General features: G+C 67.5%; 7 protein-coding genes and 1 tRNA gene. 5 read left to right on the top strand and 3 right to left on the bottom strand.

Translation table 11 applies throughout. The annotated features are described in order from the left end of the window. Window positions 1-25 precede the first annotated feature (25 nt). The 3 genes from PFX90_RS08300 (at window position 26) to PFX90_RS08290 (ending at window position 3,918) form a co-directional block, all read left to right on the top strand. Window positions 26-100 (top strand) — tRNA-Phe (locus tag PFX90_RS08300). A 39-nt stretch (window positions 101-139) separates the two neighbouring features. Beyond that, window positions 140-943, top strand: a complete 804-nt coding sequence (purC, locus tag PFX90_RS08295) for a phosphoribosylaminoimidazolesuccinocarboxamide synthase (protein ID WP_285711938.1) — start codon at window positions 140-142, stop codon at window positions 941-943. A gap of 68 nt (window positions 944-1,011) precedes the next feature. Continuing rightward, window positions 1,012-3,918, top strand: a complete 2,907-nt coding sequence (locus PFX90_RS08290) for a M16 family metallopeptidase (RefSeq protein ID WP_285711937.1) — start codon at window positions 1,012-1,014, stop codon at window positions 3,916-3,918. A gap of 86 nt (window positions 3,919-4,004) precedes the next feature. On the opposite strand, the gene PFX90_RS08285 is transcribed toward PFX90_RS08290, so the two are convergent. Beyond that, entirely contained in the window at window positions 4,005-6,251 is a 2,247-nt protein-coding gene (locus PFX90_RS08285; protein WP_285711936.1) for a TonB-dependent receptor, read from the bottom strand. A 339-nt stretch (window positions 6,252-6,590) separates the two neighbouring features. On the opposite strand from PFX90_RS08285, the gene purS reads away from it, so the two are divergent. Both purS and purQ read left to right on the top strand, forming a co-directional pair. Continuing rightward, window positions 6,591-6,824, top strand: coding sequence for a phosphoribosylformylglycinamidine synthase subunit PurS (purS, locus tag PFX90_RS08280; protein ID WP_285711935.1), 234 nt, complete (start codon window positions 6,591-6,593; stop codon window positions 6,822-6,824). Beyond that, window positions 6,824-7,513 (top strand): phosphoribosylformylglycinamidine synthase subunit PurQ, encoded by a 690-nt coding sequence (purQ, locus tag PFX90_RS08275; RefSeq protein ID WP_285711934.1) that lies wholly within the window; start codon window positions 6,824-6,826, stop codon window positions 7,511-7,513. Before purS ends, purQ begins: the two co-directional genes overlap by 1 nt. A 1-nt stretch (window position 7,514) precedes the next feature. Here purQ and PFX90_RS08270 read toward each other — a convergent pair whose 3' ends face one another. Next, on the bottom strand, window positions 7,515-9,869 hold the full coding sequence (locus PFX90_RS08270) for a putative bifunctional diguanylate cyclase/phosphodiesterase (protein WP_285711933.1): 2,355 nt from the start codon (window positions 9,867-9,869) through the stop codon (window positions 7,515-7,517). Between the two features lie 108 nt (window positions 9,870-9,977). Beyond that, a complete protein-coding gene (glmS, locus tag PFX90_RS08265; protein WP_285711932.1) occupies window positions 9,978-11,813 on the bottom strand; it encodes a glutamine--fructose-6-phosphate transaminase (isomerizing) in 1,836 nt (611 codons plus the stop codon). Between the last annotated feature and the right edge of the window lie 77 nt (window positions 11,814-11,890).

Raw genomic sequence — 11,890 nt, 5'->3', positions numbered from 1 at the left:
ATCTGGCCCGTCGCTCGCAGCGAATGCCCGAGTAGCTCAGGGGTAGAGCAGCGGATTGAAAATCCGCGTGTCGGTGGTTCAAATCCGCCCTCGGGCACCATTCGCTGAAAGGGGCCACGCGCCCAAGGGGAAACTGCCGATGTCCCGCCGCACCAAGCTCTATGAAGGCAAGGCCAAGATCCTCTACGAGGGTCCCGAACCCGGCACGCTGATCCAGTATTTCAAGGACGATGCCACCGCCTTCAACGCCGAGAAGAAGGGCACGATCAACGGCAAGGGCGTGATCAACAACCGCATCAGCGAGCACGTCTTCACCCGGCTCGGCCATATCGGCATCCCCACCCACTTCATTCGCCGCCTCAACATGCGCGAGCAGCTGATCCGGCAGGTCGACATCATTCCCCTGGAAGTGGTTGTGCGCAACGTCGCGGCGGGCTCGATCTCCAAGCGCCTCGGAATCGAGGAAGGCGAGCCGCTGCCGCACACGCTGATCGAATACTACTACAAGGACGATGCGCTGGGCGATCCGTTGGTCGCCGAGGAGCACATCGCCTGCTTCAACTGGGCCTCGAACGACGAGATGCACGACATCTCCTCGATGGCGATCCGGATCAACGACTTCCTGTGCGGGATGTTCGCCGCGATCGACATCCGCCTCATCGACTTCAAGCTCGAGTTCGGGCGGCTCTACGATGGCGACTACAGCCGCGTGATCCTCGCCGACGAGATCAGCCCCGACGGCTGCCGCCTGTGGGACATGGCGACGGGCGAAAAGCTTGACAAGGACCGCTTCCGCCGCGACCTCGGCGGCGAGGAAGAGGCCTATCGCGAAGTCGCGCGCCGCCTTGGCCTGCTCAACGAGGAAGACAATGGCCCGGGCGAGGTATTCGACCTCTCCCACGCCCGCTCGCGCCTGCGCGGGCCGCCGCCGTTGAAGAAATAGGCTGACAGGACGGTTTCAGCCGCTAGTCTCGCAATGGTCATAACCAACGCGAGAGACGACTGAAATCCATGCGGAATTTTCCCTTTGCTGCCAGCCTGCTGCTGGCCCTATCGCCGCTCGCCTTCACCACTGCGCTCGCCGCGAAGGATGCAGCCCCGCCTCCCGCCGCCATCGAGGCGCCTGCCACGGCCGAGGCGCCCGCCCCGGTCTGGCCGTTCGAGGCGAGCGACCTGCCGGTCGATCCCGGCTATGTCTTCGGCCGGCTTCCCAACGGGATGCGCTACGTCATCCGCCAGAACGCGACCCCGGCGGGCACCGCGCTGGTGCGGATGCGGATCAGCTCCGGCGCGCTCGAGGAGACCGACAGCGAACGCGGCCTTTCGCACTATCTCGAACACATGGCCTTCAACGGCTCCAAGGGCATTCCCGAGGGCGAGATGATCAAGCTGCTCGAACGCGAGGGGCTCGCCTTCGGGGCGGACACCAATGCCTCGACCGGCTTCGAGAACATCACCTACATGCTCAACCTGCCGCGCAATGACGAGGCGCTGCTGGGCACCGCGCTGATGCTGATGCGCGAGACTGCGAGCGAGCTGACCATCTCGGAGGACGCGGTGGTGCGCGAACGCGGCGTGGTCCTCGCCGAGCGCCGCGACCGGGCCGGCTTCCAGCTGCGCAGCTTCGAGGACAATGTCGCCTTCATCGCCCCGCAGGCGCGCTATGGCCAGCGCATCCCCATCGGCACCGCCGAGGTGCTCGAGAACGCCACCGCCGCGCAGATCCGCGCGCTTTACGAGCGCACCTACCGGCCCGCCAACACCGTGCTGGTGGTGGTCGGCGACTACCCCGCCAGCGTGGTCGAGGCCGCGATCAAGGCGCGCTTTGCCGACTGGAAGCCCGCCGGCCCCGCCCCCGCCGAACCCGATGCCGGGCCGGTCGACGTGGAGCTCAAGGGCAAGACCGACATCCACCTCGATCCCGCGCTCCCCGAAAGCGTGACCATCAGCCGCCTCGCCAAGTGGCGCGACGAGCCCGATACCCTCGCGGGCCGCCGCACCGATCTGCTGCAAAGCATCGGCTATGGCATCGTCAACCGCCGCCTCGCCCGCCTGGCGCGCGGGGCCGACGCGCCGTTCCGCGGAGCGAGCTACGGCACGGGCGACATCTTCAAGGCCGCGCGGATCACCAGCCTCACCGTCAGCAGCGCCGATGGCGAGTGGAAGAAGGGCGTGCTCGCCGCCACGCGTGAGGTCAATCAGGCGCTCGCCTTCGGCTTCACCCGCGCCGAACTGGACGAGCAGCTCGCCAATATCCGCACGAGCCTCGAGAACGGGGTCAAGGCGGCGGACACCCGCAGCAATGCGGTCTTCGCGGGCGCGGCGCTGGCGCTGGTGACCGAGGAGCGCGTCCCCACCACCCCCGAATGGGCGCTCGCGATGTTCGAGGAGATGGCGCCCGCGATCACGCCGGAGGCCGTGTGGCAGGCGATGCGCGCCGACGCTGCGCCCTTTGCCGAACCGCTGATCCGTTTCGAGGGTCGCACCGCGCCCGAAGGCGGCGAGGCTGGCCTGCGCGCCGCCTTCGACAAGGGGCTGGCACTCGCCATCGCCGCGCCGGTCGACAATGGCCCGCTCGCCTTCGCTTACAGCGATTTCGGCCCGGCGGGGAAGGTCGTTTCAGACACCACCGAGCCGCGCCTTGGCCTCAGGGAAATCCGCTTCGCCAACGGCGTGCGCCTGACGCTCAAGACAACCGACGTGCGCAAGGACCGCATCGCCTTTGCCCTCGCGGTCGACGGTGGCGATCTGATGAACACCCGCGAGAGCCCGCTCGCGGTCTATCTCGCCAACGCCCTGCCCGCAGGCGGGCTCGGCAAGCACAGTCAGGACGAGCTGGCGAGCGTGCTCGCCGGGCGCAGCGTCAGCTTCGGGCTTGGCACCGATACCGACGCCTTCACCGCCTCGTCGACCACAACCCCGCGCGATCTGGCGCTGCAATTGCAGGTGCTCGCCGCCACGCTCACCGATCCCGGCTACCGGCCCGAGGGAGTCGAGCGGTTCCGCAAGAACATCGACAACTTCTTCAACACGCTCGATTCCACGCCCTCGCGCGCGCTGGGGGCGGCGAGCGGCGGGATCCTGTCGGACAATGATCCGCGCTTCAGCCTGCAACCCAAGGAGGCCTTCTTCGCGCTCGACTTCGCGCAGCTCAAATCCGCGATGGCCGACCGGCTCGCGAAGGGCGCGATCGAGATCGCGCTGGTCGGAGATCTTGACGAGGACGCCGCCATCGCCGCGGTCGCCGCCACGCTCGGCGCGCTCCCCCCGCGCGAGGCCGCCTTCAACCCGCGCGCCGAAAACCGCAGCCGCAGCTTCACCCAGGCGCGCGGTGAGCGCCGTCTAACCCATAAGGGCGAGCCCGATCAGGCGCTGGTGCAATGGGTCTGGCCGACCACCGACGACAGCGATGCGGCCGAGGACCAGCGGCTCGAACTGCTCGGGCGGATCGTGCGGCTGGAGCTGACCGACCGGCTGCGCGAGAAGCTGGGGCAGGCCTATTCGCCCTCGGCCGGTTCGAGCACCAGCCACCACTACCCGGGCTACGGCACCTTCGCGGTGAGCGCCTCGGTCGCCGCCGACACAATCGACGCGACCCGCGAGGCGGTGGACGCGCTGATCGCCGACCTGCGCGCCGCGCCGCTAGATGCCGACGTGATCGAGCGGGCGAGAAAACCTTATCTCGAGGAATACAACAACTACCTCAAGGACCTCGGCGGCTGGCTCGGCGTTGCCGCGCGCGCGCAAAGCGAGCCTGAACAGGTTAGCCGGTTCCTCGCCGCGCCCGACGTGATCCGCGCGATCACCCCCGAGGACATCCACCAGACGGCGCTCAAATATCTCGCGCCCGAGGCGGCGGTCACCTTCGTGGTGGTGCCCGAAGCCGCAGGCGAGGGCCCCCTCAAGCAGGCGCAGTAGCAGGCAAAAGAAAAGGCCGGCAGGTCGCCCCCTGCCGGCCTTCCCCTTTGCGGCGCTCCCCGGGTGAAGGGGAGCTAACCCTCAGCTCAGTACTTGAAGCTCACCATCGCGCCGATGACGCGCGGCTCGTTCACGAAGGCGGTGTTGTTGTTGAAGTCGACCACGCCAAGGACATTGTCCTCGTCGGTGATGTTGCGCGCGAAGGCGGCGACTTCCCACTGGCCGTCATTGCCCGCATAGCCGACCTTGAGACCGCCCTCGAAGCGGCTCTTGGCGTTGAACTCGCGGCTTTCGTAGAGCAGGAAGTTGGTCTCGCCGAGGTAGACCCAGTCGGTGAAGATGTAGAACTCGCCCGAATTGCCCACCGGGATGCCGTAGCGCGCGGTCAGATCGCCGCTCCACTCGGGCGCGTTGGGGAAGGGGTTGCCGTCGATGAAGGCGCGGCGGGTGCCGCTGATCACGCGGGTCGGATCGGTGACATTGCACTGCGCGCAGATGCCGACCGCGAGGTTCGCGTCCTGGATCTCGGTGTTGTTGTAGGCAACGCCGAGCGTGACGAGGAAGCGCGGGGTGATCTGGAACGCCGAATCGAGCTCGAAGCCGTAGCCCTCGCCCTTGTTGGCGTTGATCAGCTGCACGAGGTTGCCCGCACCGCCCACGGCAGTGAACTGCGGGTCGGAGACGGTGTAGTAGTAGACCGCACCGTTCAGACGCACGCGGCGATCGGCGATCTCGCTCTTGAAGCCGGCTTCCCAGGAGGTGATGTTCTCCGACTGCGCGACCGAGGGCGCGCTGAAGAAGGCGACGTCACGGCCCTGGATGGTCGGCGCGCGGAACGAGTTGGCGACCTTGGCATAGACGCTCGCGTCATCGCCCACGTCGGCGAACAGGCTGATGTCCCAGTCGACATTCTTGTCGCCCACGCTGCGCGGCTGCGGCGCGGCGCCCGAGACCACGACGAAGTCCTTCTGGTCGTCGGTGTAGCGGATGCCGCCGGTGGCGCGCAGGGTATCGGTCAGCTGATAGGTGACCTGCCCGAACAGCGCCCAGGCGTCGTTGGTGTGGTTGACGGTGACCGGCGGCGGGAAGTCGAAGCCCACCGTGGTGACGTCGAAATCGCTCGAGAAGTAGAAGCCGCCGATCTGCCAGCTCAAGGGCCCGTCTGTGGTCGAGGCAAGGCGGATTTCCTGCGTGAACTGCTCGAGATCGATCGAGTCCTGCGTGTCGGAGGGGAACGGGATCAGGCCCGGCCCGCCGCCGCCCGGCAGGAACACCGCGCCGAAGCCGCCGTCGATGTCGCCGCGGCTCGAACCTTCGCTCGTCCAGTAGCTGGTGATCGAGGTCAGGGTCATGCCGTCGAATTCATAGGCGCCGGTCAGCGTCAGGCCGACCTGCTCGTAATCGGCAAGGTTGCCGCCGCCGGCGTCGTAGAACACCGTGTTGCGGTCATAGTTGTTGTTGAGCTTGTTGGTGTTGTTCAGTTGCGTAGTGGTGGCGCCGAGCACGTTGGCGCGGAAGAAGGTCGAGGAACCGTCGAGGTTGCGGTAGTTGACCGCGGCAAGGATGCTCGAACGCTCGGTCGGGGTGAACAGCACCTGGCCGCGCAGCGCGAGGTCGTTGTAACCGCCGAGCGCATTCTCGTCGCCGGTGAAGCCGTTGTCGATCCAGTCGGCACGGTGCTGGAGCTGCGCGGCGATGCGGACCGCGATCTTGTCCTCGACCAGCGCCCCGCCGACCGCGCCGTTCAGCGAGATGGTGTCGTAGCTGCCGTAGGACAGCGAACCCGAGGCGGTGAATTCCTGGCTCGGCTTGATGCTGGTGATCTTCACCGCGCCCGCGGGGGTGTTGCGGCCGAAAAGCGTGCCCTGCGGCCCGCGCAGCACTTCGACGCGCTCGACATCGAAGACAGGGAAGCTCTTGAGGGTGACGTTCTCGAGCACGACGTCATCGAGCAGCACCGAGACCGGCTGCGAGGCGGCAAGGTCGAAGTCGGTGTTGCCGAGGCCGCGGATGTAGAAGCGCGGGGCGACGCGGCCGTTCGAGCTTTCGACGTTGAGGCCGGGCGCGGTGCCGGCGAGCGCGGTGATGTCACCGGCGCCGCTGAAGATTGCGCCGATGCGCTCCTGATCGAGGATGTCGGCCGAGACCGGCACGTCCTGAAGGTTCTCCTCGCGCCGGTTGGCGGTGACGATAATCGTGGCGAGCTGGCCGTCATCCTCGGCCGAAGCGCCATCCTGCGCGGCGGCGGGGGCGGCGAGGCCGAAAGCGGCGGCAGCGGCAAGGACGGTGGAGCCCGTCAGGGCAGCACGAATGGCGGAAAAGCGGAGAGACATCGGAAAACCCCCTTGGCTATGGCCTATGGTATGGTCGGATGGTGCGTAGGTGCGGGCCCGCCCGTCGCATTTCTTCCCGATTCGCGCGAGATGGCCACAGGGTAAATGTTGCGCGAAAGCGACGCTTTGCGGGCGTTCTTGCGGCGGTTGTTGCAAGCGGGTGACATTCGTCGCGCTTCCATGACCGTTCTATGACAATTCAGCGTCACAGCGAGCTGCTGGCCGCGCATGTCGAGAACTGCGTTGCGAGCGATTGCACCCGCGCCGCGGGACGCTATAGCGGCCCCGCGAAGCGGCGGCACATGGGGCCGCCTGCGGGCAGGAATGGAGCATCAGGCCATGCAAGTGCGCGTCCTCGTCAGGTTGAAGCCCGGTGTGCTCGATCCGCAGGGCCGCGCGGTGCACCATGCGCTCGAGGGGCTCGGCTTTGCCGGCGTCGAGGATGTCCGCATCGGCCGCCTGATCGAACTCGATCTGGCCGAGGGCACCGACGAGGCGACGATCCGCCAGATGTGCGAGAAGCTGCTCGCCAATACGGTGATCGAGAGCTTCACGATCGAAGGCGCGCAGTGATGGCGTTCCGGGCGGCGGTCATCACCTTCCCCGGCTCCAACTGCGACCGGGACATGGCAAGCGCGATCGAGGCGGTCGCGGGTAGCCCTGCGATCCGCGTGTGGCACGGCGATGCCGAGCTGCCCGACCGACTCGACCTCATCGCCCTGCCCGGCGGCTTTTCCTATGGCGACTACCTGCGCTCGGGTGCGATGGCGGCGACCAGTCCGATCATGCGCGCGGTCGTCGCGGCGGCGGAGCGCGGCGTGCCCGTGCTGGGCGTGTGCAACGGCTTTCAGGTGCTGACCGAAGCCCGGCTGCTCCCCGGCGCGCTGCTGCGCAATGCCGGGCAGCGCTTCGTGTGCCGCACCGTGGCCTTGACCGTTGAGAACGCCGCCTCGCCCTTCACCGCGGGCTATGCCGCGGGAGAGACGATCCGCATTCCGGTCGCGCACCATGATGGCAATTACTACGCCGATGCAGAAACGCTCGACAGGCTCGAAGGCGAGGGCCGCGTCGCCTTCCGCTATGCCGAAGGCTGCAACGGTTCGGCGCGCGACATTGCCGGGGTGCTTTCGGCCAATGGCCGGGTGCTCGGCATGATGCCGCACCCCGAACGCGCGATCGAACAGGCGGCGGTGCCGTCGCTGGGTGGTGCAGACGGGCGGCGGCTGTTCGAAAGCGCGCTGGCGAGCTTCGCGACGGCCTAGATCAGGCGCGGCGTTCGCGCGCCAGCCTGAACAGGTTGTGCGCATCCTCGCCGGTCATCGGCCGGCCGAAATAGAACCCCTGGATCTTGTCGCATCCGAGGCTGCGGATCAGCGCCGCTTCCTCGCCGGTCTCCACGCCCTCGGCGGTGGTCGACATGTCGAGGCTCTTGGCCATCGCCACCACCGCGTTGATGATCGCGAGGCTCTCCTTGCTGCCCTGCGCCGCGCCCTGGACGAAGGTGCGGTCGACCTTGATGGTCGAGAACTTCAATTTCCTCAGGTAGCCCAGCGAGGAATAGCCCGTCCCGAAGTCGTCGAGCGCGACCGAGCAGCCCAATGCCATCACCTTCTCGAGCGCGTTGCGGGCAATGCTCGCATCGCGCAGGAAGATGCTTTCGGTCACTTCCACCTCCAGCCGGTCAGGGCTGAGACCGGTCGCGGCGAGCGCCTGCAAAACCTCGGTCGTGAAGTCCGGTTCGAGCAGCTGTTCGGGCGAGACGTTGACGTTGACCTTGACGTGTTCGGGCCAGTTGCGCGCTTCCTCGCAGGCGCGGCGCATCACCCAGCGGCCGATCGGCACGATCAGGCGGGTATCCTCGGCGAGCGGGATGAACTTGCCGGGGCTGACGAAGCCGTGCTCGGCGGAATTCCAGCGCACCAGCGCCTCGAAGCTGACGACTTGCTCAGTGTGGGCATCGACCACCGGCTGGTAATGCAGCACCATCTCGTCGCGGCCCAGCGCCTTCCTCAGCGCGACTTCGAGCTGGCGGCGCTCCTCGGCCGAAGCGTGGAGGACGGGCTCGAACCGGCAATGCTCGCCCCCGCCCATGTCCTTGGCACGGTAGAGCGCGAGGTCGGCGTTGCGCATCATCTCTTCGACCGTCGCGCCATCGCGCGGGCCCTCGGCCGAACCGACGCTGGCGCCGACATAGAGCGTGTGATGATCGACCTGATAGGGCTCGGACAAGCGCGCGATCACCCGCCGCGCGAGGTCGGAAATGACATGGGGCGCGCTCGCATCGCGGATCACGATCGCGAATTCGTCGCCGCCGAGGCGCCCGCACAGCTGGCTCTCGCCCATCAGCGATTGCAGCCGCGCCGAAACCTGCGCGAGCAGCTTGTCGCCGGTCATGTGGCCGAGCGAATCATTGACCGCCTTGAACCGGTCGAGGTCGACCATCAGCAGCGCGCAGCGGGTGCGCCACTGGCTCGCATAGCGCAGCGCCTCGCCCAGAGCTTCGGTCAGTTGCAGGCGGTTGGGCAGCTGCGTAAGCGTGTCGTACCGTGCAAGATAGGCGATCTTCTCTGAGGATTTGCGCTGTTCGGTGACGTCGGAGCCCACGCCGCGGAAGCCCGTGAAGCGGCCCTGTTCGTCGCGCATCGGGGTGCCCGAAAGCTCCCACCAGCGCTCCTCGCCCAGGATTGAGACCTGGACCAGCATGTTCGAGAAGTTCTCGCGGTTCTTGAGCCTTTCGGCGAGATCGTGAAGGCTCGCGGGGAATTGCCCGGAGGACCAGCGCGTGCCCGCGATCATCTCCAGCAGCGGCTTGCCCTCGACATCGGACTGCGGGCGGCCGAGTGCGAAGGCGAAGCGTGGGGACACCGCGCGCAGGCGCCGGCCGGGATCGACTTCCCACAGCCAGTCGGCCTCGTTCTCCTCGAACTCGCGCAGCAGCAGCGAGACCACCGCCTCCTTCTCCGTCACTGCCGCCTCGGCGAGGCGTGCCTTGACGAAGGTGGTGCGGATCTCGATCGTGGCGACGATGTTGGCGATGGTGAACAGGATCGCGCCGCCCAGCGCATGCCACGCACCCGCCAGCGCCTGGCTGACGACCGTGCCCGCGCCGAGCACCGCGATGTAGATCAGCACGCTGAGCGGCGAGGTCGAATAGACGAAGGTCGAGGCGCTGATCAGGGCGAGGACGATCAGCAGCAGCGCAGTCTCCTGCACGCCGCCCGAAAGCCACGGGAACAAGAGCAGCGCCCCCACCCAGCACAGCGCGCCCGCCAGCGCGTTGAGGTTCTGCGTCCGCTCGAGGCTCCCCGGATTGATCCGCGCCGCGGTGTCGACCAGCTGCATGTCGGTCTGGCGGGTGCGCCAGAGAATGATGGCGAGCACCGCGGCCCAGGGCAGCACGACCACGCCTCCGATCAGCGGCGCGAAGATGCTGACGATGAAGGCGGCGAGCATCGCGTTGGCGATCATCCGGTTGCGGCTCGCGCGGGTCAGCCCGGCCACATCCTCGGCGCGCAGGCGCGTGGCATCGAACGCGGGATTGCGCGTCAGTCCGAGCACATCGGAGAGGGGCAGCTCGGCAGGGATCGCCGGCTGCGGTGAGGTGACTTGCTTGCCCACGCGCGTAGGATTAGCCGCGAATGGTTATTGCCCCGTAAAGTTTGCCGCCGGATCAACGGGAAGGGATGGTTAATGCAACGGCGCGGTTTGCGGCCGCGGCAGGGCGCCCTATTCGACCGTCACCGACTTGGCGAGGTTCCTCGGCTGGTCGACGTCGGTGCCCTTCACCACCGCCACGTGGTAGGCGAGCAGCTGCACCGGCACGGCATAGACCAGCGGCACGATCAGCGGGTGGACCACCGGCATCTCGATCGTGGCGATGCAGCCTTCGCCCGCCTCCGCGATGCCCTCCGCGTCGGAGATCAGCACCACCTGCCCGCCCCGGGCGCGGACCTCTTCCATGTTGGAGACGGTCTTCTCGAACAGCGGGCCGGAGGGTGCGATGACCACCACCGGCACGGCATCGTCGATGAGGGCAATGGGGCCGTGCTTCATCTCGCCCGCGGCATAGCCTTCGGCGTGGATGTAGCTGATTTCCTTGAGCTTCAGCGCCCCCTCGAGCGCCAGCGGATAGTCCTGACCGCGCCCCAGGTAGAGCACGTCGCGCGCCGGGGCGATGAGGTGCGCCATCGCGGCGATGTCGTCGTCATGCGCCAGCGCTGCGTTCAATGCGGCCGGAGCCTCGAGCAGGTGGCGCACGATCTCGGCCTCCTCCTCGCGGTTCAGGCACCCTTTCTTCACCGCCATGTGCGCGGCGAGCGCGGCGAGCACGGCGAGCTGGCAGGTGAAGGCCTTGGTCGAGGCGACGCCGATTTCCGGGCCCGCATGGGTCGGCAGCAACAGGTCGGCCTCGCGCGCCATCGTGCTGGTGGGGACGTTGACGACCACGCCGATGGTCTGGCCGTTGGCCTTGCAATGCCGCAGCGCCGCCAGCGTGTCAGCGGTCTCCCCGCTCTGCGAGATGAACAGCGCGAGGCCGCCCTCTTCCAGCACCGGGTTGCGATAGCGGAACTCGGAGGCGACATCGATGTCGACCGGCACGCGGGCGAACTGCTCGAACCAGTATTTCGCCACCATCCCGGCATAGAAGCTGGTGCCGCAGGCGACGATCGTCAGGCGGCGGATGGCCGAGAGGTCGAAATCGATCTGCGGGAGCGCGACCGAGTTGTCCGAACGGCGCAGGTAGGAGGAGAGCGTCTGCGCCACCACGGTGGGCTGCTCGTAGATCTCCTTCTGCATGAAGTGGCGGTAGTTGCCCTTCTCGACCGCGGCGGCCGAGGCGCCGGAGAAGCGGATCTCGCGGGTGACAGGGTTGTTCGCGGCATCGAACACCTCGGCGCTGTCGCGGCGGGTCACCACCCAGTCGCCCTCTTCGAGATAGGCGATGCGCTGGGTCAGCGGGGCGAGCGCGAGCGCGTCGGAACCGAGATACATCTCCGCCCCCTCCCCTTCCGGCCCGTAGCCCACCACCAGCGGCGAGCCGAGCCGCGCGCCGATCAGCAGCTCGGGATGCGCACGAAAAGCGATGGCGAGCGCGAAGGCCCCGCGCAGACGCGGCAGCACGGCGCGCACCGCCGCCACCGGATCGGCCCCGGCCTCGACCTCGGCCGAGATCAGGTGAGCGACCACCTCGCTGTCGGTCTCGCTCTCGAAGACGCGGCCGGCAGCGGCGAGTTCGGCACGCAGTTCCTTGAAATTCTCGATGATCCCGTTGTGGACGATCGCCACCTCGCCCGTAGCGTGGGGATGGGCGTTGGCGGCGGTCGGCGCGCCGTGCGTCGCCCAGCGGGTGTGCGCGATGCCGACATGGCCCGGCGCAGGGTTGCCGGCGAGCACCGTCACCAGATTGGCGAGCCGCCCCTCCGCCCGCCGCCGCACCAGCGCGCCATCGTGGAGCGTGCAGATCCCGGCGCTGTCATAGCCGCGATATTCCATGCGCCGCAGCCCGTCGACCAAGCGGTCGGCAACGCTGCTCTGGCCGACGATCCCGATGATGCCGCACATCTGCTTCAGCTCTTCCCTGTTCGATTTCGCCTTGCTCTAGCCGCACGATCCTTAACGGCAAGCCCAAGGATCAGGGG

The sequence above is a fragment of the Erythrobacter oryzae genome (genome assembly GCF_030271515.1).
In the GTDB taxonomy this organism is placed as follows: Bacteria; Pseudomonadota; Alphaproteobacteria; order Sphingomonadales; family Sphingomonadaceae; genus Erythrobacter; species Erythrobacter oryzae.
This window is presented reverse-complemented; position numbering and strand designations above follow the sequence as displayed.